The 20,860-nt window shown below is 74.7% G+C and carries 21 protein-coding genes and 1 tRNA gene; 5 read left to right on the top strand and 17 right to left on the bottom strand.

What is annotated here, in order from left to right; all coding sequences use genetic code 11:
• Positions 1–3: 3 nt before the first annotated feature.
• Positions 4–975: a tetratricopeptide repeat protein gene (locus FHN55_RS04075; protein WP_180357627.1), complete on the bottom strand. Its 972-nt coding sequence runs from the start codon at positions 973–975 to the stop codon at positions 4–6.
• Between the two features lie 107 nt (positions 976–1,082).
• Here FHN55_RS04075 and FHN55_RS04070 point away from each other — a divergent pair, with 107 nt between their 5' ends.
• The gene (locus FHN55_RS04070) at positions 1,083–2,117 is read left to right on the top strand and encodes an aldo/keto reductase (RefSeq protein ID WP_257570675.1); all 1,035 of its coding nucleotides are present in this window, start codon (positions 1,083–1,085) and stop codon (positions 2,115–2,117) included.
• A gap of 8 nt (positions 2,118–2,125) precedes the next feature.
• Here the strand turns inward: FHN55_RS04070 and FHN55_RS04065 are convergent, their stop codons facing one another.
• Positions 2,126–2,491 carry a hypothetical protein gene (locus FHN55_RS04065; RefSeq protein WP_139710950.1) on the bottom strand — a complete coding sequence of 122 codons (366 nt, stop codon included), beginning with the start codon at positions 2,489–2,491 and terminating at the stop codon, positions 2,126–2,128.
• Positions 2,492–2,606: 115 nt separating this feature from the next.
• Here FHN55_RS04065 and FHN55_RS04060 point away from each other — a divergent pair, with 115 nt between their 5' ends.
• Complete coding sequence (locus FHN55_RS04060) at positions 2,607–2,948, top strand: GNAT family N-acetyltransferase (protein WP_218974327.1); 342 nt, start codon at positions 2,607–2,609, stop codon at positions 2,946–2,948.
• 48 nt (positions 2,949–2,996) lie between these two features.
• On the opposite strand, the gene FHN55_RS04055 is transcribed toward FHN55_RS04060, so the two are convergent.
• The 8 genes from FHN55_RS04055 to FHN55_RS04020 all read right to left on the bottom strand — a co-directional run bounded on the left by FHN55_RS04055 (position 2,997) and on the right by FHN55_RS04020 (position 9,497).
• On the bottom strand, positions 2,997–4,001 hold the full coding sequence (locus tag FHN55_RS04055) for a sugar phosphate isomerase/epimerase (RefSeq protein ID WP_139710948.1): 1,005 nt from the start codon (positions 3,999–4,001) through the stop codon (positions 2,997–2,999).
• An 83-nt stretch (positions 4,002–4,084) separates the two neighbouring features.
• A complete protein-coding gene (locus tag FHN55_RS04050) occupies positions 4,085–5,539 on the bottom strand; it encodes an aspartate ammonia-lyase (protein ID WP_139710947.1) in 1,455 nt (484 codons plus the stop codon).
• A gap of 10 nt (positions 5,540–5,549) precedes the next feature.
• On the bottom strand, positions 5,550–6,407 hold the full coding sequence (locus FHN55_RS04045; protein WP_139710946.1) for a ribokinase: 858 nt from the start codon (positions 6,405–6,407) through the stop codon (positions 5,550–5,552).
• Positions 6,408–6,440: 33 nt separating this feature from the next.
• Positions 6,441–7,235 (bottom strand): GolD/DthD family dehydrogenase, encoded by a 795-nt coding sequence (locus tag FHN55_RS04040; protein ID WP_139710945.1) that lies wholly within the window; start codon positions 7,233–7,235, stop codon positions 6,441–6,443.
• Complete coding sequence (locus FHN55_RS04035) at positions 7,235–7,558, bottom strand: putative quinol monooxygenase (RefSeq protein WP_139710944.1); 324 nt, start codon at positions 7,556–7,558, stop codon at positions 7,235–7,237. Before FHN55_RS04035 ends, FHN55_RS04040 begins: the two co-directional genes overlap by 1 nt.
• Positions 7,559–7,640: 82 nt before the next feature.
• A tRNA-Thr gene (locus FHN55_RS04030) sits at positions 7,641–7,716 on the bottom strand.
• Between the two features lie 59 nt (positions 7,717–7,775).
• Positions 7,776–8,855: an SDR family NAD(P)-dependent oxidoreductase gene (locus FHN55_RS04025; RefSeq protein ID WP_257570674.1), complete on the bottom strand. Its 1,080-nt coding sequence runs from the start codon at positions 8,853–8,855 to the stop codon at positions 7,776–7,778.
• Between the two features lie 54 nt (positions 8,856–8,909).
• Positions 8,910–9,497, bottom strand: coding sequence for a TetR family transcriptional regulator (locus tag FHN55_RS04020; RefSeq protein ID WP_180357626.1), 588 nt, complete (start codon positions 9,495–9,497; stop codon positions 8,910–8,912).
• Positions 9,498–9,554: 57 nt separating this feature from the next.
• Here FHN55_RS04020 and FHN55_RS04015 point away from each other — a divergent pair, with 57 nt between their 5' ends.
• Together FHN55_RS04015 and FHN55_RS04010 are read left to right on the top strand one after the other, a co-directional pair.
• On the top strand, positions 9,555–10,658 hold the full coding sequence (locus tag FHN55_RS04015; protein ID WP_180357625.1) for a Gfo/Idh/MocA family protein: 1,104 nt from the start codon (positions 9,555–9,557) through the stop codon (positions 10,656–10,658).
• Entirely contained in the window at positions 10,655–11,416 is a 762-nt protein-coding gene (locus FHN55_RS04010) for a ThuA domain-containing protein (RefSeq protein ID WP_139710941.1), read from the top strand. The genes FHN55_RS04015 and FHN55_RS04010 overlap by 4 nt, the downstream gene beginning before the upstream one ends.
• A gap of 12 nt (positions 11,417–11,428) precedes the next feature.
• Here FHN55_RS04010 and FHN55_RS04005 read toward each other — a convergent pair whose 3' ends face one another.
• From FHN55_RS04005 to FHN55_RS03985, 5 genes are all read right to left on the bottom strand, one after another.
• Complete coding sequence (locus tag FHN55_RS04005; RefSeq protein WP_180357624.1) at positions 11,429–12,670, bottom strand: MFS transporter; 1,242 nt, start codon at positions 12,668–12,670, stop codon at positions 11,429–11,431.
• A gap of 208 nt (positions 12,671–12,878) precedes the next feature.
• The gene (locus FHN55_RS04000) at positions 12,879–13,802 is read right to left on the bottom strand and encodes a carbohydrate ABC transporter permease (protein ID WP_139710939.1); all 924 of its coding nucleotides are present in this window, start codon (positions 13,800–13,802) and stop codon (positions 12,879–12,881) included.
• Positions 13,803–13,812: 10 nt separating this feature from the next.
• Positions 13,813–14,718: a carbohydrate ABC transporter permease gene (locus tag FHN55_RS03995; protein WP_139710938.1), complete on the bottom strand. Its 906-nt coding sequence runs from the start codon at positions 14,716–14,718 to the stop codon at positions 13,813–13,815.
• Positions 14,715–16,034: a sugar ABC transporter substrate-binding protein gene (locus FHN55_RS03990; RefSeq protein WP_139710937.1), complete on the bottom strand. Its 1,320-nt coding sequence runs from the start codon at positions 16,032–16,034 to the stop codon at positions 14,715–14,717. Before FHN55_RS03990 ends, FHN55_RS03995 begins: the two co-directional genes overlap by 4 nt.
• A 115-nt stretch (positions 16,035–16,149) precedes the next feature.
• Positions 16,150–18,177, bottom strand: coding sequence for a glycoside hydrolase family 127 protein (locus FHN55_RS03985; protein ID WP_257570673.1), 2,028 nt, complete (start codon positions 18,175–18,177; stop codon positions 16,150–16,152).
• 171 nt (positions 18,178–18,348) lie between these two features.
• Here FHN55_RS03985 and FHN55_RS03980 point away from each other — a divergent pair, with 171 nt between their 5' ends.
• Positions 18,349–19,374: a LacI family DNA-binding transcriptional regulator gene (locus FHN55_RS03980; protein ID WP_139710936.1), complete on the top strand. Its 1,026-nt coding sequence runs from the start codon at positions 18,349–18,351 to the stop codon at positions 19,372–19,374.
• A 3-nt stretch (positions 19,375–19,377) separates the two neighbouring features.
• Here FHN55_RS03980 and FHN55_RS03975 read toward each other — a convergent pair whose 3' ends face one another.
• Complete coding sequence (locus tag FHN55_RS03975) at positions 19,378–20,076, bottom strand: vitamin K epoxide reductase family protein (RefSeq protein WP_139710935.1); 699 nt, start codon at positions 20,074–20,076, stop codon at positions 19,378–19,380.
• Positions 20,076–20,855 (bottom strand): thioredoxin domain-containing protein, encoded by a 780-nt coding sequence (locus FHN55_RS03970; RefSeq protein WP_139710934.1) that lies wholly within the window; start codon positions 20,853–20,855, stop codon positions 20,076–20,078. Before FHN55_RS03970 ends, FHN55_RS03975 begins: the two co-directional genes overlap by 1 nt.
• Positions 20,856–20,860: the final 5 nt, after the last annotated feature.

Raw genomic sequence — 20,860 nt, 5'->3', positions numbered from 1 at the left:
CGGTCACAGGGGCGCGGTGCCCTCGGCGACCTGCGCCGGGTGGTGCCGCACGAGGAACGAGCGCAGGTTCTTGGCCGCCAGGACGTCGCCGGCGCGCACCCCGCGGGACAGCATGCGGCGCGCCTCGACGATCCGTCCGCGCCGCTCCAGCAGCAGCCCCAGGTTGTTCCACGCCCGGGGCTCACCGCCCTCGGCGAGGGTGCGCAGCACCCCCTCGGCGCCGTCGAGGTCACCGAGGTCCTCCTCGAGGACCAGCGCGAGGCGGATGGCTCCCGTGGGGTCCCCCTCGGCCGCACCGGAGCGCAGCAGCGCCAGGGCCTCCGCGTGGGCGGCGGCGTCTGCGCGGCGGACGCCGCGCGTGCGCAGCAGCCAGGCCAGGTCGCCGCGGGCGTCGACGTCGACGTCGGCCCCGGCGCGCAGCAGCTGCTCCACCTCACCGCCCGCGGGCAGTGCCGCCACCCCCTCCTCGCCACCGCCCGGTGCGCTCGCGGCCTCGCTGAACAGCCACGTCCCGAGGACGGCGCACGCCTCGGGGTCACCACCGGAGGCCGCGGACCGCAGGAGGTCGCGCGCGTCGTCCTCGCTCCCGGAGACACCCGGCGCGCCGCCGTGCCAGCGCCACACGTCGGCCAGGAAGACCACGGCCCGCGGGTCCCCCGCCGAGCGCGCCACCTGGTAGGCCCGCTCGGCGCCGGCCCAGTCCTCCCGGCGCTCCCGGGCGATGCCGAGGTTGAGCCCCGCCAGCGGGTCGCCCTCGTCCACCGCCCGGGCGAAGGCGGCCTCGGCCTCGTCGTCGCGGCCGAGGTCGAGCAGGGCGTTGCCGAGCCCGAGCAGCGCATCGCGGTCACCGAGCTGCACCGCACGGGCGAAGGCCTCGGCCGCCTCCTCGTGTCGCCCCGCCTCGGCGGCGTCGACGCCGAGGTCGTGCTGCTGCGCCGCAGCAGCCGCCGTGCCGCCCGCCCCGGTCTGCTCCACCCCCGTACTGTGCCAAGCCGGTGGCCGCTCCACCCCGCCGCCCCGGGGTGCCGCGGGGCGGCCCCGCGGTCTGGTCGTCCGCGGCGGGGAGGCCTAGCGTCGTCGACGTGAGCACCCAGGGACCCGTCACCACCCGCATCCTCGGCTCGGCCCGCAACGGCACCGCGCTGGAGGTCTCCGCGCTCGGGCTCGGGTGCATGGGCTTCAGCCAGTCCTTCGGGCCGAACCCCGGCACCCGCGAGGAGATGGTGGCCGTCCTGCGCGGCGCCGTCGAACGCGGCGTCACGCTCTTCGACACGGCGGAGGTCTACGGGCCCTACGTCAACGAGGAGCTCGTGGGCGAGGCGCTCGAGCCGGTGCGCGAGCAGGTGGTCATCGCCACCAAGTTCGGCTTCGCCATCGACGAGAGCTCCCGCCAGCACGGCGGTCCCGGAGGCACCGACAGCCGCCCCGAGCACGTCCGGGAGGTGGTGGAGGCCAGCCTGCGCAGGCTCCGCACCGACGTCATCGACCTGCTGTACCAGCACCGCGTGGACCCGGCCGTGCCGGTCGAGGACGTCGCCGGGGTGGTCGGCGAGCTGGTGGCCGAGGGCAAGGTCAAGCACTTCGGGCTCTCGGAGGCCAGCGCCGCGACGATCCGCCGCGCGCACGCCGTGCACCCGGTGACCGCGCTGCAGAGCGAGTACTCGATCTGGTTCCGCGACGTCGAGGCCGAGGTGCTGCCGGCCCTGGAGGAGCTCGGCATCGGGCTGGTGCCGTTCAGCCCGCTGGGGCGCGGCTTCCTCACCGGCGGCGTCAGCGCCACCAGCACGTTCGGGGAGGGTGACATCCGGTCCGGGCTGCCCCGCTTCACCCCGGAGGCGCTCGCGGCGAACCAGGCGCTGCTCGACCTGCTCGGCCAGACGGCCGCCGCGAAGGGCGCCACCACAGGCCAGATCGCGCTCGCGTGGCTGCTCGCACAGCGGCCCTGGGTGGTTCCGATCCCCGGCACCCGGCGCCTCAGCCGGCTCGAGGAGAACCTCGGCGCGGTGGACCTGGAGCTGACCGCCGACGACGTCGCGGCGATCGACGCCGCGTACGCGCAGGTGGAGGTGCAGGGCGAGCGGTACCCCGAGCACATGGCCCGCCTCACCAACGGCTGAGGCGGGCCTCAGGCCTCCGGCGCGCCGCCGGCGCCGCCGTCCTCCTGCTCGGCGTACCAGGCCGCGTAGGGGGTCGTGCGCGCGAGGTGGCGCGTGAGGTCGGGCGCGCCGTCGTCCCACCACACGGGGCCGCGCTCCCCCAGGGCCTCCTTGGCCGCCTGCACCCGCGCCCGGGCGGCGCCGCGGGCGTGGTCGTCCCCGGAGCGCAGGGCGGCTCCCTTGGCGCGGCGCGCCGCCATCAGCTCGGCCACGAGGCCCTCGCGCCGGTCGGGGTCCAGGCGCGGGTCGGAGGCCCGCCACAGGCGCCCTCGCACCACGAGGTAGCGCCCGTCGGGGGTCACGAGCGGGGTGCGGTCGCCCGCTCCGGGTGCCATGCCGCCGACGCTAGGCGGCCGACGACGGGACCGCCGTGTGACGAGTGCGTTTCACGCCGTCCGGCGCCGCCGGGCGTTGCGACCATGCTCCATGGCCGTCGTCGACCCTCCCGCCGTGACGCTCGCACCGGTGCCCCCGGCACCGCCTGCGCCCGCGCTGCCGGAGCCCCGCCAGGTGGTGCTCCACGTCCCCGAGAAGCGGCGCTTCGAGGTGCACGTGGGGGGCCGCCGCGCGGGCTTCACCGAGTACTTCGAGTCCGAGGGGCGCCGCGTCTTCGTGCACACCGAGATCGGCCAGGCCTTCAGCGGCCGGGGCCTTGCCAGCGCCGTGGTCCGGCACGCGCTGGAGCAGACCCGCGCGGAGGGTCGGCGCGCGGCGGCGATCTGTCCCTTCGTGAGCCGGTGGGTGGCGGCGCACCCGGAGTTCGACGACGTGGTGGTGCAGCGCCGCCCCTGACTCCCGCGCGCTGGACGCGGGGTCAGGGGCGGTGGAGGGGCTGCTGCGTCAGCGCTTCGTGGAGAAGGCGGCGTCGAAGGCGGCGGCCGGCGGGGAGATCTTCGCCAGCTCCTTGACCATCGCCAGCGCCTGCGGGGCGCCGACGAGGCGGTCCATGCCGGCGTCCTCCCACTCTACGCTCGTGGGGCCCTCGTAGCCGATGGCGTTGAGGGTGCGGAAGATCGGCTCCCAGTCGACGTGCCCGTGGCCGGCGGTGACGAAGTCCCAGCCGCGGCGCCGGTCCGCCCAGGGCAGGTGGGACCCGAGCCGGCCGTTGCGGCCGTCGAGGTGGCGCACCGACTCCTTGACGTGGACGTGGTAGATCTTCTCGGCGAAGTCCTGCAGGAACATCACCGGGTCGAGGTCCTGCCAGATGAAGTGCGACGGGTCGAAGTTCAGCCCGAACCCGGGCCTGTCGAGCACCTCGAGGGTCTTCTTGGCGGTCCAGTAGTCGTAGGCGATCTCGCTGGGGTGGACCTCGAGGGCGAAGCGCACGCCGACCTCGTCGAAGACGTCGATGATGGGGTTCCAGCGGCGGGCGAAGTCCTCGTAGCCGCGCTCGATCATGCCCGCGGGCGGCGGCGGGAACATCGCCACGCACTTCCAGATCGAGGAGCCCGTGAAGCCGGTGACGGTCTTCACGCCCATCTTGGCGGCGGCGCGCGCCGTCATCTTGAGCGCGTCGGCGGCGCGCTGGCGCACGCCCTCGGGGTCGCCGTCGCCCCACACCCGCGGGGACAGCATGTCCTCGTGGCGCTCGTCGATCGGGTCGTCGCAGACGGCCTGGCCGGTGAGGTGGTTGGAGATGGCGAAGACCTGCAGGCCGTTCTCGGCGAGGACGCGCTGCTTCTCCTCGAGGTAGCCGTCCTCCTCCACCACGCGGTAGGGGTCGAGGTGGTCGCCCCAGCAGGCGATCTCCAGGCCGTCGAAGCCCCACTCGCCCGCGAGCCGGGCCACCTCGGTGAAGGGCAGGTCGGCCCACTGGCCGGTGAACAGCGTGATCGGTCGCGTCATCGTCGAAGCTCCTGCTCGTCAGCGGTGTTCAGGGTCGGCACCAGCATGGACCGACCAGGTGGTAGGTCACCGTCCGGGGTGCCTCAGACGTCGCGCACGGTGGCGGCGCGGCGCTGCAGCGTGGGGATGAGCACCTCGGGCCGCATCACCGCGTCCACCTGCTCGGGCGTCATGAGGCCCCGCTCCACCACCAGCTCCGTCACGCTGCGCCCGGTGGCCAGCGCCGCGGCGGCCACGTCCGTGGCCGCCGCGTACCCGATGTGGGGGTTGAGGGCCGTGACGATGCCGATCGAGCGCTCCACCACACCGCGCAGGTGCTCGGTGTTGGCGGTGATGCCCACCACGCACTTGGACTCCAGCACCCGGCAGGCGGCCGTCAGGTGCGTCACGGACTCGAAGAGGTTGTGGGCGATGATCGGCTCGAAGGCGTTGAGCTGCAGCTGACCGCCCTCGGCCGCCAGCGTGATGGACACGTCGTTGCCGACCACCTCGAAGGCCACCTGGTTGACCACCTCGGGGATCACGGGGTTCACCTTGCCCGGCATGATCGACGAGCCGGCCTGGACGGGCGGCAGGTTGATCTCGGAGAAGCCGCTGCGCGGCCCGGAGGAGAGCAGCCGCAGGTCGTTGCAGATCTTCGAGAGCTTGACCGCGGTGCGCTTGAGGACGCCGGACAGCTGCACGAAGGAGCCGACGTCCTGCGTGGCCTCCACGAGGTCGGTCGCGCTGACCACTCGCACGCCGCTGAGCTCCCGCAGCGCCGCGACGGCGAGCTCCGTGTACCGGCCGGGGGCGTTGAGGCCGGTGCCGATGGCCGTCCCGCCGAGGTTGATCTCGCGGATGAGCGCAGCGGCCTCGGCGAGGCGGTCGGCGTCCTCGGCGACCATGACCGAGTAGGTGGCGAACTCCTGCCCGAGCGTCATGGGCACGGCGTCCTGCAGCTGGGTGCGGCCCATCTTGAGGACGTCGGCGAACTCGTCGGCCTTCACGGCGAAGGCCTGCGACAGGCTCTTCATGGCGGTGTGGAGCCTGTCGATGGCGAAGTGCATCGCCACCTTCACCGCGGTCGGGTAGACGTCGTTGGTGGACTGGCTGCGGTTGACCTGGTCGAGGGGGTGGACGACGGAGTAGTCGCCCTTGGTGCCGCCGAGCAGCTCGATGGCCCGGTTGGCGATGACCTCGTTGGCGTTCATGTTGCTCGAGGTCCCGGCGCCGCCCTGGATGACGTCCACGACGAACTGGTCGTGCAGCTCGCCGGCGCGCACCTCCTCGCAGGCGGCCTCGATGGCACCGGCCACCTCCGGGGTCAGCAGCCCGAGCTCGGCGTTGGCCCGGGCGGCGGCCTGCTTGACGCACGCCAGCGCCACCACGAGGTCGGGGTGCGTGCTGATGGGGCTGCCCGAGATCGGGAAGTTCTCCAGCGCCCTCAGCGTGTGGACGCCGTAGTAGGCGTCGGCGTCGACCTCTCGGTCTCCCAGCAGGTCGTGCTCGAGGCGGGTCGCGCCCGTGGTGCTCTGACCGGTCGTCTGCGTCGACACGGCGGCGAGCCTAGCCAGCAGCCCCCGGCGCCGCGGGCTGAGCGCCCTCGTGCTGCACCGTGAGGGCAGCGGCGGTCGTCGCCGCCTCCACCGCGGCGCGGCGGTCGTCGCCGGCCGCCAGGCGAGCGGCGAGCACGCCGCAGAAGGAGTCACCGGCGCCGGTGGTGTCCACGACGTGCTCGACGCGCTGCCCGGGCACCTCGAGCCCGTCCCAGCGCGAGCCGGCGGCGCCGAGCGTCACCAGCAGCGAGGGCGGCTCGGCGCCCGCGGCGCGCAGCTGCTCGGCCTCGTGCTCGTTGACGACGACGGGGTCGGCCAGCTCCAGCACGCCCGGCTCCAGCACCGCGAACGGCGCGAGGTTGAGCACCACGCGCGCCCCCGCGGCCGCAGCGCGCCTCACCCCCTCGGCGACGACGTCGAGGGGGAGCTCCAGCTGGGCCAGCAGCACGTCGCGCTCGGTGAGCCCGTCCAGCGCGACCAGGTCCTCGGTGCTCACGCGGTGGTTGGCGCCGGGGGCGACGACGATGGTGTTCTCGCCGTCGGCGTCGACGCAGATCACGGCCGTGCCGGTGGGTGCCCCCGGCACCTCGCGCAGGGCGCCGGCGTCGACGCCGAACGCCCCCAGGCGCCTGCGGTACTCCCGGCCCGGCTCGTCGTCCCCGACGGCCCCGACCACCGAGGTGGTGGCGCCGGCGTGCGCGGCAGCCACCGCCTGGTTGCCGCCCTTGCCGCCGAAGCGCCGTTCGAGGTCCGCCGCGAGGAGCGTCTCCCCGCCGCGCGGGTGCCGCTCCACCTGCAGGTGGAGGTCGAGGTTGACCGACCCGAGCACGACGACCCGGCCTGCGTTCCCGCGCGTGGAGGTGCTCACGACGGCGAGCGTAGGCGGCTGCCCCGGTCGGCCTCAGCGGACGGTGTAGCCGCCGTCGACGACGAGGTCGGCGCCGTTGACCATGTCCGAGGCGCCGCTGGCCAGGAACAGGGCCGCGCCCGCCACCTCGCGCGGCAGCGCGAAGCGCCCGACGGGGATCTCCCGCTTGGCGGCCTCGCCCTTATCCCCCGCCCAGGCCTTCTTGCCGAGCTCGGTGAGCACCACCGTCGGGGAGATGCAGTTGGCGGTGACCCCGCGACCGGCCCACTCCGCGGCCAGCACGCGGGTCAGCCCGACGACGCCGGCCTTGGAGGCGCAGTAGGCGGCGTGCTCCAGCAGCCCGACGCTGGCGGCCTGGCTGGCCATGGAGATGACCTTGCCGCGGCCCGCCTCGAGCATGCGGCGGCCCACCGCCTGGCTCACGAGGAACGTGCCGGTGAGGTTGACGGCGATGGTGCGGTCCCAGGCGCGGGCGGACAGGTCCTCCGCGGGGGCGAGGTCGACGATGCCGGCGCAGTTGACCAGGACGTTGATCCCGCCGGTGGCCTCCACCGCCGCGGCCACGGCGGCCTCGACGCTGGCGGCGTCGGACACGTCGCACCCCAGCCCGAGGGCCTCGCCGCCGAGCTCGTCGGCGCGCCGCCTCGCGGCGGCCTCGTCGAGGTCGACGACGACGACGCGCGCTCCGCGGTCGGCGAAGACGCCCGCGATCGCCGAGCCGATGCCGGAGACCGCACCGGTGACCAGCGCCGTCCTGCCGTCGAGGCGGAAGCTGAGGTCGACGTCGTCGTCGGTCAGCTCGGTCGACGCGGACCCGGGGGTCGCCATCAGTCGTCCAGCTGGAGCTCGCCCAGGCGCGACCAGTCGTCCTGCGGGAGCTGGAAGTTCACGATCTGCGGGCGCTCGGCCACCTTGTCGCCGAGGGTGCTCATCGCGTGCCTGAAGTGGTCGCTGCTGACGTGGGGGCCGGCGCCGTCGTCGGTGAACGCCTCGAGGAGCACGTACTCGGTGGGGTCGTCGACGCTGCGCGACCAGTCGAAGAAGAGGTTGCCGGGCTCGGCGCGGGTGGCCTCGGTGAAGTCGGCGACCTCGTCCAGCCAGGTGTCGGCGTGCTCGGGCTTGATGCGCCACTTGACGGCGATGAAGATCACGGGTGCTCCCCTCGGGACGACGGCGTCTGGGGGCCACCCTCGGGCACGGCACCGCCGCGCGCCACCCGCTGCCGCGGGCGGGTGGGGCCAGCAGCGGGACTCGAACCCGCAACCCCTCGTTTACAAGACGAGTGCGCTACCAGTTGCGCCATGCTGGCCGGCGCGCCCTGCCGGGCGCGTCACCCCCACAGTAGGCCGCGCGAGCGCCCGCCGGGCGTCACTGCGCGGACCACCCGCCGTCGGAGGCGAGGACCGTGCCGCTGACGTTGACGCCGTCGTCGGACAGCAGGAACGTGATGGAGGCCGCCAGCTGCTCCGGCTGCACCGGGTCCGGGATGGTGGCCAGCAGGCCGCCGATGCGCTCGGCGCCGAGCTCGGAGGCGAAGCGCGCCTCGATCCCCGTGATGACGGGCCCGGGCGCCACCGCGTTGACGCGGACGCCCAGGCGGCCGTACATGACCGCCGAGCTCTTCGTCAGGCCCACGACGGCGTGCTTGGAGGTCGTGTAGGCGGCGCCCGCCGCCGAGCCCCGCAGCCCCGCCTCGGACGCGACGTTGACCACCGAGCCCCCTCCGCGGGCGAGCATCAGCGGCACCACGGCCCGGGTGAGCCGCATCATCCCGTCGACGTTGATGCGCATGACGCGCTCCCAGACGGCGTCGGTGACCTCGTGGACGGGCGTCATGTCGTCCATGACGCCCGCGACGTTGGCCAGGCCCGCCACGTCGCTGCCCGCTGCCTCGAGGATCCGGGCGACGCCGTCGGGGTCGGTGATGTCGGCGGTGACGACCACCACCTCGCCGCCCGCCTCCTGCGCCCGCGGTCCCAGGTCGGCCGCGAGCGCGTCGAGGCGCTCCGCGACCACGTCGACCGCGACGACGCGCCCGCCCTCGCGGGCCACCCGGGACGCCGTGGCGCGCCCGATGCCGGAGCCGGCGCCCGTCACCACCACGGTCATGCCGGTGAAGCGACCGGTGCTGACCCGCTCCTGCCACTGCGGGAGGGCGCGCGGGACGTCGCTGGCGCCGAGGCCCTGCTCGGTCGCCTCGCCGTCGCCGTCTGCGTCGTCGTCAGCGTCGTCGTCAGCGGAGGCTCGACGCACGAGGTCGGCGACGGCCTCGGCCGGCAGCTGTCCTCCGCTGAGGGCCACGAGGCGCTCGAGGGGCAGCAGCCGGACGGGCGCCAGGGCGCTCTCGTCCTGCCCCCCGGCGGCGAGCAGGCCCCTCAGGAGCGGGCCGCCGCGCGGGTGGTCGAGCCAGGTGGCGATCGAGGACGCGGCGGTGAGTCGAGCGGGCACGGTGACCTCCAGGCGTCGTGCACCGGACAGCGCTGTCCGGTTGATGGCCCGACGCTATCCCGCCGGGCGGCCCAGGTCCACGGGGACGCCCAGGAGGTCCCACGCGCGACGAGCGACCTCCAGGCGCTGCTCGCGCGCGGTGGTGACCAGCGCCCCCGCCACCATCTGCACCGCCAGTCCCAGGTCTGCGGCGGTGAGGTCGCGGGCCGGCCGCCGTGCGGGGGCCGTGCCCTCGCGGCACCGGGCGAGCGCCACGGCGAACCGCCGCCCAGCGTCCAGCAGCCGGGTGTCGTCGAGGTGCCCCGCCACCACCTGCAGGAAGCCGGTCGAGCGGACCGCCGACCGCGTCACCTCCCCCAGCAGCACCGGGAGGTCCGCGGCCGCGGCCAGCTCCTCGAGAGCGGTGAGGTCCTCGCCGAACACCTCCCACACGGCGCTGGCCCGGTCGGGGAAGACCCGGTACAGCACCGCCTGCCCCACGCCCGCCTCCGCGGCCAGCCTGGACAGGGGCACGTCCGCGCCCACCTCGTCGAACAGCCTGCGCGCAGCGGCCAGCAGCGCCGCGCGGTTGCGCGCCGCGGCGCTCGGTCCGGGGTTGCGCCGGCCGCCGGTCCCGCCGTCGTCGTCGTCGCCCACCGCCACTCCCCCATCGTGTCCCCCGGGCGACAGCGGCCGCGCCCGGCTGGTAGACCGGAGCACGTGCCAGACGAGGAAGTCCTGAAGGTCGGCGTCGTGGGGCTCGGGTGGGCGGGCCAGCAGCACCTGGCCGCGTACGCCGACCGGCCCGACGTCGAGGTGGTGGCGCTCGCGGGCATGGAGGCCGGGCTGCTCGCCTCCCTCGGCGAGGCCCACGACGTGGCGCACCGGGTGGCCCGCTGGCAGGACCTGCTCGAGGTCGAGGGCCTGCAGGCCGTGAGCATCGCCGTGCCCACCGCGCTGCACGCGCCCATCGCCGTCGCCGCGCTGCAGCGCGGGCTGCACGTGCTGTGCGAGAAGCCCATCGCCCGCGACGCCCCCGAGGCCGCCACGATGGTCGAGGCGGCGCGCGCCGCGGGCCGCGTGCTGGAGGTGGTGTTCAACCACCGCCAGCGCGGCGACGTGCAGGCGCTGCGGCAGCTCGTGGCCTCCGGTGAGCTGGGCCGGCCGTACGCCGCGCGCTCGTGGTGGCTGCGCCGGCGGGGCATCCCCATGCTCGGCAGCTGGTTCACCAACGCCGAGGCCTCCGGCGGGGGCCCGCTGGTGGACATCGGCGTCCACTGCCTGGACTGGGCGCTGCACGTGCTGGGCGAGCCGCGCGTGGTGGCCGCCAGCGCCGTGACCTTCTCCGAGCTGGGACCGCGCGGGCTGGGCGGCAGCCGCGGCGGCACCAAGTCGCTCGCCGGGGACCCGTCGGCCTACGAGGTCGAGGACCTCGCGCACGCCTTCCTGCGCCTCGAGGGCGGTGGGCTGCTGCAGCTGGAGACGTCGTGGGCGGTCTTCCGCGAGCCCGTCGACCAGATGGGCATGACCGTGCGCGGCACCGACGGCGGCGCCGAGCTGGTGGTGCAGGGCGACCCCGACCCGACCGGTGAGCTGCGGGTCTTCACCGACAGCCCGCTGACGGCCGACGGGGAGGCCGCCGACAGGACCGTGCCGGTGCAGCCGGGCCGCGGCCACGCCGCGGTGGTCGACGCCTTCGTGGACGTGGTGCGCAGCGGCGCCGCGGCCTGGAAGGACCACGACGGGTCGCTGGCGCTGGACCGCGCCCGCGTCATCGACGCGTGCTACGCCTCGGCGCGCGAGAACAGGGAGGTCCAGCTGTGAGCTCGACGACGACCGGTCCCGTCAGGGTCACCGTCTGGAACGAGGGCGTGCACGAGGCGCGCCAGCACCCCGAGTGGATCGGGGAGATCTACCCGTCCGGCCTGCACGGGGCGATCGCCGAGGGCATCACCGAGCACCTCGGCGACCGCGCGGTGGTGCGCACGGCGACGCTGGCCTCCGAGCCCGACCACGGGCTCACCGAGGAGGTGCTCGCCGGCACCGACGTGCTGCTGTGGTGGGGACACGCCGCGCACGAGCAGGTCAGCGACGAGGTGGTCGCCCGCGTGCACCGGCACGTGCTGGCCGGCATGGGCTTCATCGGGCTGCACTCGGCGCACTACTCCAAGATCTTCACGCGGCTGCTGGGCACCACGTGCTCGCTGGCGTGGCGCAACGAGGGCGAGCGCGAGCTCGTGTGGACGACGGACCCGTCCCACCCCATCGCCCGGGGCGTGCCCAACCCCGTCGTCATCGAGAAGCAGGAGATGTACGGGGAGCCGTTCGGCATCCCCCACCCCGACGAGGTGGTGTTCCTGTCGACCTTCGCCGGCGGCGAGGTGTTCCGGTCCGGGGTCACCTACCAGCGCGGGCAGGGGAGGGTCTTCTACTTCTCCCCCGGTGACCAGGAGTACCCCGTCTACCAGCACCCGGACGTGCGCCGGGTCCTCGCCAACGCCGTGCAGTGGGCGCACCGCCCCGAGGTGGAGCGGCTCACCGAGGAGCAGCTCGGCTGCACCAACCCGCCGCGCCGCTTCTGAGGACCCGCTCCGTCAGCGGGAGAGGGCGGCCTCGGGGAGCGAGGACGACGACGGGCGCGGCGCGGCTCCGGCCGCCGCCGGCACGCGCCACCCACCGACGAGCAGGGCCAGAGCTGCCAGCGCCAGCCCGGCGGCGCCGACCGCCGCGAAGCCCCACTGGGCGCCGAACCTGTCGACGGCGACGCCCGTCAGCGGCGCGCCGAACGCGTCGCCCAGCGTCAGGGCCGAGGCGTGCACGCCGAGGACCAGGCCGCGCACGGTGGCCGGGGTGGCGTGGGTGAGGGCCTCCGCGGTGCCCGCCATCAGCGGCGCGCAGAACAGGCCCGTGGGCACCACGAGCAGCGCCAGCACCGGCCAGCTGCCCGCCAGGGACACCGGCAGGGCGGTGCCCGCCAGCAGGAGCAGCACGAGCAGCGGAGAGGGCCGGTCCTTCACCGCCCCGAAGACGAAGCCGCCGACGAGCGAGGCGATGCACCAGATCGCGAACACCAGGCCGAGGTGCGGCACGGCGTCCCACGAGGTCATCACGGCGGACAGCGCGGTGTCGGTGCCGCTGACGGTGACGGTGGCGGCGGAGGTGACCAGCAGCAGCGCCGCCACCGGCCGGCTCATCCAGCTGCGCAGGCGCGGGCGCTCGGCGCGCTCGCCCGCGGCCAGGGTGCGGGCCAGCTCGGGGTCGCGCACCGGGGGGTCGAGGACGAGCAGCGCGGCGCCGGCCACCAGCACGAGCCCGGCGACGGCGGTGAGCGTGGTGGCCGCCGTCGTGGCGGTGTAGAGGGCGATGCCCGCCGCCGGACCGACGGCGAAGCTCATCTCCACGGCCATGGAGTCGAGCGAGAAGCCGGGGCGGCGCAGCTCGGGGGTGAGCATCGCCGCGAGCGCCTGGCGCGTCACGGAGAACACCGGCAGCGACAGCAGCCCGGCCAGCAGCGCAGCGGGGAGCAGGGCCGAGTACTCCAGGTGCGGGGCCACCACCCAGAAGGCGGTGGACGCGACCGTGGTGACGGCCACGACGGGGCGCAGGCCGACCCTGTCGACGGTCCGGCCGACGAGCGGCGCACCGACCGCGGCGCCGACGGCGAAGGCGGCGCCGAGCAGGCCGGCGAGGCCGTAGCCGTGCCCGAGGTCGAGCACCACGTGGAGGGTGAGGACCACGGGGGCAGCAGCGATCGGGATCCGCGCGAAGAGCCCGATGAGGATGACGGCGGGGACTCCGCGGCGTGCGAGCACTCCGCGGTAGACGGCGAGGGACAACGACGATCCGTTCAGGTACCAGCGCCGACGGGCGCCGCGGCCGGGTCAGCACCCCGGCGGTGGGCGGGCCCGGGACGCGGACCAGCACTCCCTACAGTGCCAGACCCCCACCGCTTGTTCCCACTCCGAACCGACCGTCCGCGTGGCGGATGGCCGGTCGTCCTCCCGGTGGGCCGCGGATTCCGTCGTCGGCGGCCCCTCCTGGCCGTCAGCCCTTGAGGGAGCCGCTCGCCAGCCCCGCCACGTAGTACCGCTGCAGCGCCACGTACAGCACCACGCACGGGACCATCGCGATGATCGCCCCCGCTGCGAGCAGCCCGTAGTCGACGGCCCCGTACGCGCCCTGCTGCAGGTTCAGGAGCGCCACCGGGAGCGTGTACAGCCGCTGCTGGGTGAGGAACGTCAGCGCGCCGAGGAACTCGGTCCACGAGGCGAGGAAGGCGTAGAGCGCCGTGGTGGCGATGCCGGGCGTGACCAGGGGGCGCAGCACCGAGAAGAAGGTGCGGCCGGTGCCCGCGCCGTCCACGAAGGCGGCGTCCTCGAGCTCGGACGGCACCGCCGCGAAGGCGTTCCGCATGACGAAGACCCCGAACGGCAGGTTCACCGTCGTGTAGAAGAGCACCAGCCCGAGCAGGCTGTCGGTGAGCCGCATCGCGTTGAGCTGCATGAACAGCGGCGTGATGATCGCCTGGAAGGGGATCATCAGCGTCAGCACGATGGCGCCGAACGCCGCCCCCGAGAAGCGGAACCGGAACCGCCCGAAGCCGTAGCCGGCCATCGTCGCCACCACGGCGGTCAGCACCGCCGTGGAGACCGACACGAGGAGGCTGTTGAGCGTCGCGCGCCCCAGGCCCGCGGTGCCGCCGACGGCGGCGAAGTTGGCCGCGGTGAGGTCGAAGAACGTCGACCAGGACGGCGCCTCGGTGATGACGGCGTTCGTCTGGAAGGCGCGCAGCAGCGACCACAGCAGCGGAGCGGCGAAGACCAGCACCGCCAGGACCGCCGCCAGCGCGTAGAGCACCAGCTTGGTGCGCGGCTCGGCGTGGCCGGCGGCGCTCGCCGTCGTCGTCCTGCGGGTGCTGCCGGACGGGTCGTCCGCGGCAGCGGGGCGCGCGGGTGCGGCAGTGGCCATGGGGTCTCCCTCAGTCCTTCTCGCGCAGCAGCCAGAACTGGGCGGCGGTCACCAGGGCCACCACCAGCACGAGCACCAGCGACAGCGCGGTCGCCGACCCGACCTGCAGCTGCACGAAGGCGCGGTTGTAGATGGCGAGCACCACCGGGGTGGTGTCGGTGCCCGGGCCCCCCTGGGTCAGCACGAAGAACTGCGTGAAGGCCAGGAAGGAGCCGATCACCGAGAGGATCAGGCTCATGGCGATGGGGCGGCGGAGCATCGGGATGGTGATGTCCCGCTCGCGCTGCCACCAGGTGGCGCCGTCCACCTCGGCCGACTCGTAGCACTCCCGCGGCACGGCCTGCATGCCGGACAGCAGCAGCACCATCGTCAGGCCGGAGACGCCCCAGACCACCAGCACGCTGATGAGCGCGGTCGCGAGGGGGGCGGAGGTGACCCAGGCCGTCTGGCCGTCGGTGACCCCCAGCGCCTGCAGCAGGAGGTTGACCGCTCCGCTGCCGGGCTGCACCTCCAGGACCAGCAGGAAGCTCAGGGTGGACAGGCCGATGACGTAGGGCAGGAAGAAGAGGGTGCGCAGCAGCGTGGAGCCGCGCCGGTTCGCGCGCACCACCACCGCCATGAGGTAGCCGACGACCAGGATCGGCAGGGTGACGACGGCCGTGTACAGCAGCGTGTAGCCGACGGACTTCCAGAACGCGGCGTCGCCGGGGATGGCCGCGTAGTTCTCCAGCCCGACGAAGCGGAAGGCCCCGACCAGCGGCCAGTTGGTCAGGGAGATGCCGATCGCGAACACGAACGGCACCAGGACGAAGACGACGACGAACGCGAGCGCCGGCAGCACCAGCAGCAGGCCCGTCGACGAGCGGTGCGTGATGGTGCTGCGCCCGCTCCCGGCGGGCACCTGCGCGGCGCTCATCGCTGCGCCTGCTCGAGGATGCGGTCGTAGGCGCCCTGCGCCCCCGCCACCGCGCCGTCGACGTCGCCGTCGAAGACCGCCCGGCGGAACATCTCGAAGTACGGGCTGTCGGGCTGGTTGTAGAGCAGGTTGTAGGAGAGGGTGCGCGGCGCGTAGCCGGTCTGGATCTGCTCCAGCGGTGCCACGGCCAGGGGGAACTCCTCGCGGTAGCGGTCGGTCGCGGCGTCGGCGCGCACCGGGAAGTACCCGCCCTCGGGCAGCCGCTCCTGCTGGGCGACGTCGAGGGCGAACCTCACGAACTCCCACGCCGCCGAGGCGTTCTGCGCGCCCCGGGGGATGCACAGGTTGTCGCCGCCGGTGAAGAAGGAGACCCCGCCGGTGGGGCCGGGCAGGAGCGAGACGCCCGTGCGGGCGGCCACCTCCGGCGGCTGGCCCATGACGGCGGCGAAGTAGTTGCCGGGCAGCATCCCGATCCTGCCGGCGGTGAAGTCCGAGCCCCAGGAGGTGCCGGCGTCGGCGAAGCTCGCGCGGGGCAGCAGGTCCTCGGACCACATCGTCCGGTAGAAGCCGAGCACGGACCGCAGGGCGGCGTTGCCCTCCACGTCGCCCCGCTGCTGGCCGACCTCCCCGGTGATGACGTCGGTCCCCGCGGCCCAGACGTGGGGCTGGGTGACGAACCCGATGATGCCCGAGGAGTTGCCCGGCAGGGACCACCCGTAGGTGTCGCCGCCGAGCCCGCGCACCGCACGGGCGGCGGCCAGGCAGCCGTCCAGGTCCGTCAGCGACGCGGGGTCGACGCCGGCGCGGTCGAAGAGCTCGGAGTTGTACCAGAGCACGGAGTTGTCGGCGAGGAACGGCAGGCCGAAGACGCGGTCGTCCAGGGTGGACAGCGCCGTCTGCCCGGGGCTGAGCTGGTCGCGCCCCGGCAGCTGCGCCGCGAGGTCGGTCAGGTCGGTGAAGACGTCCCTGACGATGAACAGGATCGTGTCGATGTCGTTCATCGCCAGCAGGTCGGGCACGGCGCGGGCCCGGATGGCCGTGGCGAGCTTGGTGACGTACTGCGCGCCCAGCACCGGGGTGAGCTCGACGCGGATGCGGTCCTGGCTGGCGTGGAAGGCGTCGACCACCGCCTGCGTGCCGGTCTGGGTGTCGGACCGGGCCCACAGGCGCAGCACACCGCTGGCGTCCTGCCCGAAGCCGGGGGCCGCTGTGTCCGGCGCCGGCAGCACTCCGCTGCCGCACCCGGCGATCGCCGGCGACAGGCCGGCCAGGCCTGCGACCCCCGCCAGGGCGAGGAACTCCCGTCTGGTGCGCACCCTCGCGCCTCCCTCCGTGGTGTGCGGCGCTGGCTGCGCCGCGGTGTTCCGCCGGGTCCGCCCTGCTGGACGAGCGGACCCGGCGGGGTCTGCGGGGGCCCTCGCGGGCCCTGCGTCAGCGCACCGGCAGCCACACCCGCATGGGGCCGACGCCGCGGTTGGCCCACACCGCGTAGGGGACGGCGGTGAGCTCGACGTCCTCCCCCGGGGCGGGCTCGGGGTCGGTGGCGGGCAGCCAGGTGGCCGCGCCGCCCTCGTGGCCGGCGCTGCGCCCCCTCGGGTGCAGGACGACGACGCCGCCGAGCAGGTCGTCGCGGTGCTCCGCGCCGACGGGGGCGGAGCCGTCGACCACGACGTCGTCCACGAGGACGCCCTCGGGCTGGTCGACCTGCTCGAGGGCGTACACGAGCGGGCCGCGCTCGAGGGCGACGGCGCCGCGGGCGTCGTCGACGCGCCGGTCGGCGCGCGAGAGGCGCACGTCCAGAGGCAGGTCGAGCTCGAGGACGTCGCCGGCGGCCCAGGTGCGGGTGACGCGGAGGTAGGTACCCGGCTGCGGGGCCAGCTCCTGGCCGGCGACGCGCGCGGTGGCGCCGGCCGCCCAGGCGGGGACGCGCACGGAGAGGGTCCACTCCGCGGTGCCCGCCGGCTCGCCCTGGCCGCCCGGGCTGCAGCTGTCCACGCGCACGCGCACGCCGCCGTCCCACGGGTACCCGGTCTCGACGACCAGCCCGACGGCGCCGACGCCCTCGACCTGCGCGGTGAGCGCGCTCGGGGCGAAGAGGTGGAGCTGGACGCCGTCGGTCCCGTCGACCGCGCCGGTGGTGGCGAGGTAGCCGTCCAGGCTGGAGATGGTCCGCATGATGTTGGGCGGGCAGCAGGCGCAGTCGAACCAGCCGCGGCGCCCGTGGGCGGGGCTGCGGTTCTCGTTCGCGTGCGAGGAGTCGCGGAACTGCAGCGGGTTCACGTAGAAGTACTCGTCGCCGCTCAGTGAGACCCCGGCGGGGAAGCCGTTGTGCAGCATCCGCTCGGCGACGTCGGCGTACTTCGCCTCGCCGGTCGCGAGCAGCATCCGGTGGGCCCACTGGATGCCGCCGATGGCGGCGCAGGTCTCGGCGTAGGCGCGGTCGCTGGGCAGCTCGTAGGGGTCGCCGAAGGCCTCCATGTCCCAGCGCGAGCCGAGACCGCCGGTGATGTAGGTCTTGGTCGCCAGCATGTGGTCGAACTGCCGGCCGAGGGCGGCGAGCAGCTCGGCGTCGTCGGTCTCGGCGGCGACGTCGGCCGCTCCCGCGGTGAGGTAGACGGCGCGCACCGCGTGGCCCTCCACCGTGGTGGCCTCGCGCACCCGGACGCGGTCGGAGAAGTAGGTCGGCTCCTTGCCGTGGCCCTCGATGATGCCCGTGCCTCGCGCCTCGACCATCCAGCGCGCCAGCTCGAGGTAGCGCCGCTCGCCCGTCTCGCGGAACAGCTCCACCAGGCCCATCTCGACCACCGGGTGGCCGTCGACGTCGCGCAGCTGCCCCTCGCCGTCCCCGAAGGTGGTGTCGAGGTGGTCGGCCAGCCGCACGGCGACGTCGAGCAGGCCGCGCTCGCCGGTGGCGCGGACCACGGCCACGGCGGCCTGGAACAGGTGCCCGGCGCAGTACATCTCGTGGCTCCACGGCAGGTCGGCGTACCGCCCGCGCCTGCCGAGGGAGCCGTCCTGCTCCTGCACCACCGAGTCGAGGTAGCCGTCCTCGGCCTGCGCGGCGGCGACCTCCGCGGTGAGCTCGCGGATCCAGCCGAGCAGCTGCTCGCTCGGCTCGCGGCCGTGCTCCCAGGCGGCGGCCTCGAGCCACTTGTAGACGTCGGAGTCCATGAAGATCGGCCCGGTGACGCGCGCTCCCTCCGGCGCGGTGCCGGCGGCGATCCGCAGGTTGGTGAGGTTGCCGGCGCTCTCGAGGCGCTCGCGCCCGGTGGGGATGGCGTTCTCGCGGTTGGCCCGCTGGCGGTCGGCCCAGTAGCCACCGGTGATGCGGGCCGCGCCGGGTGCCACCGGCTGCAGCGCCGTGGTGCCCGGCGTGGGACGGGCGGGCCCGGCGCTCACGGGTGGCGCACCCGGCGGGAGGGTGGTGTCGGTGGGCTGGGCGGCGGTCTGGGTGGCCACGCGGCTCCCTCTCTCGCATCATCGCGGAACATCCGGAACACGTTTTCTGGGACGGTAGCCCGACGGGCCCAGGATCACAACCCGCTCGCCGTGACGAAGGAGCGCTACTGTCGTCCCCCGCCCGGACCTCGAGCGGAAAACCCGGAACACCCCGCGCCGAGGAGGTGCCGCGTGACCAGCAGGGCCGCCCCGCGGCGCGCCGTGGCGCGCATCGTGGACGTGGCCGCCCTGGCCGGGGTGTCCCCCGGCACCGCCTCGAAGGCCCTCAACGGCACTGGGCAGCTGCGCAGCGAGACGGTGGAGCGGGTGCGCCGCGCCGCGGACCAGCTGGGCTTCACCCCCGACGGCGTGGGCCGCGCCCTGTCCTCGGGGCGCAGCTTCACGGTGGGGCTGGTCACCACCGACAGCTTCGGGAGGTTCACCATCCCCGTGCTGCAGGGCGCCGAGGACGCCCTGGGCGCCGGTGACATGGCCGTGCTGCTGTGCGACACCCGCGACGACGCGCTGCGCGAGAAGCACCTGCTGCGCATGCTGGCCAGCCGCCGGGTGGACGGGATCATCGTCATGGGCCGCCGCACCGACCCGCGCCCGCCCGTGGACCTCGCCGGCGCCGCAGCGGGCGCGGTGCCGGTGGTCTACGCCTTCCAGCCGTCGGCCCGCGCCGGCGACACCAGCGTGGTGGTGGACGAGGCGGGCGGTGCCGCCGACGCCGCCCGCCACCTGCTCGACCTCGGCCGGCGCCGCGTCGGCCACGTCACCGGCTGGCCGGAGCACCACAGCGCCCGGGTGCGCGCCGCGTCCGTCGCCGACGTCCTCGGTGGCGCCGCCGCCGGCGAGCCGCTGTTCGGTGCATGGACCGAGCAGTGGGGGCGCCAGGCCGTCGACGTGCTGCTGCGCCGGCACCCCGACCTCGACGCCGTGAGCTGCGGCAGCGACCAGATCGCCCGCGGGGTCTGCGACCGGCTGCGCGAGCTGGGCCGGGCGGTCCCCGACGACGTCGCCGTCACCGGCGTGGACGACTGGGACGTCATGGCGCTGGCGTCGCGCCCGCCCCTGACCACCGTGGACCTGCGCCTGACCGAGGTGGGACGGCGCGCCGCCCAGCTGCTGCTCGACGCCGTGGACGGGCGCGACGTGCCGCCGCTCACCGTGCTGCCGTCGCAGCTGGTGCTGCGCGCGTCGACCCTGGGGTCGTGAGGGTCAGACGAGGGCGACCCAGCTGGACCAGAACGCCTGGGCGATGAGCACGACCACGGCGAGGCAGGTCAGCACCACCGCGACGAGCCGGTACTCGACGAAGGTCGCGACGGCGCGACGCGCCCCCGCGGGCACCGGGATGACGCCGCGGTCGAGCGAGTCCGCGGTGGTGGTCCAGAACAGCGGGATGACCACCGCCCAGACGACCATGCAGTACGGGCACAGGGCCCGGATCTCGTAGAGGCTCTGCGTGACGAGCCAGCCGATGAAGACGAACCCGAGCGTGATGCCCACCTGCCAGCCCGCCCGCACCCACCGGGGCAGCGCGGTGCCGGACAGCAGCAGCACCCCCAGCGTCGTGGCGATCGCGAACGCGGCGATGCCGAGCAGGGGGTTCGGGAACCCGAACAGCGCCGCCTGCGGCTGGGACATCACCGAGCCGCAGGAGATGAAGGGGTTGACGTCGCAGGAGGGCTCGTACCCGGGGTCCGCCGCGAGCTTGAAGCGCTCCACGGTCAGCGTGAACGCGGCCAGGAAGCCGATCACGCCCCCGACGGTGAGGAGCAGGCCCAGGCGCCGCGGGGGCACCGGGTCGGCGGAGAGGTGCCCCTCGGCGGCGCGGCCCGCGTCGTCGTCCTCGGCGGCCGCCGGGGACGACGACGCGCGCGGAGCGGGCGGCCGCACGCCGCTGCGCGTGCTCATCAGCCCGCGACGCCGAGGGCCGTGGCCAGCGCCTGCTGGTCGGGGGCGCCGCCCTGGGGGTTCTGCAGCAGCTTCCCGTCGACGAGGACGGTCGGCGTGCCGTTGACGAGCCGCTGCCCCTGGGCGTCGGTGAGCTCGAAGGCGGCGTCGTTCTGCTGCTGGGCGAAGCGGTCGTAGGTGCCGTCCGCGATGCAGGTGCCGATGTCACCGCCCGCCGCCTGGGCGATGGAGACGAGCCTGCTGTCGGTCAGGCCGGTGCCGCCCTCCTCGGGCTGCTCCACGTACATGGCGGTGTTGAAGGCGTAGAAGTCCGCGTCCGGCTGGCCGGCCAGGCAGTACGCGGCGTTGGCCGCGCGCGTGGAGTACTTCGTGCCGCTCGACTGCCCGTCGAGGAACGTCAGCGGGCGGTACTCGAGCTTGGTGGTGCCCGCCTCGACCTGCTGGTCGAGCCAGGGGCCCACGGCGGCCTCGTAGGCCTTGCAGACCGGGCACTGGTAGTCCTGGAAGATCGTGACGGTGTGCGGGGCGCTGCTCTCGCCGAGGACGATGCCCCCGTCGGCCGTGACCCCGGGGGGCGCGGCCACGGGCTCGCCGCCTCCGCTCGCGCGGCTGACGCCGAAGGCCACGGCACCGGCCACGAGCACCAGCGCGACGGCTGCCGCGGAGATCGCCAGGACGCGGTTGCGGCGCTGCTTGCGCGCCTGGGCCTCCCGCATCTGGCGGGCCTTCTCGCGCGCGGCCTCGCGGCGGGCGTCCTTGGTGGTGGGCCGGTCGGGCACGGGTC

It is taken from the genome of Streptomyces sp. NP160 (genome assembly GCF_006335115.1).
In the GTDB taxonomy this organism is placed as follows: domain Bacteria; phylum Actinomycetota; class Actinomycetes; order Actinomycetales; family Quadrisphaeraceae; genus Quadrisphaera.
This window is presented reverse-complemented; position numbering and strand designations above follow the sequence as displayed.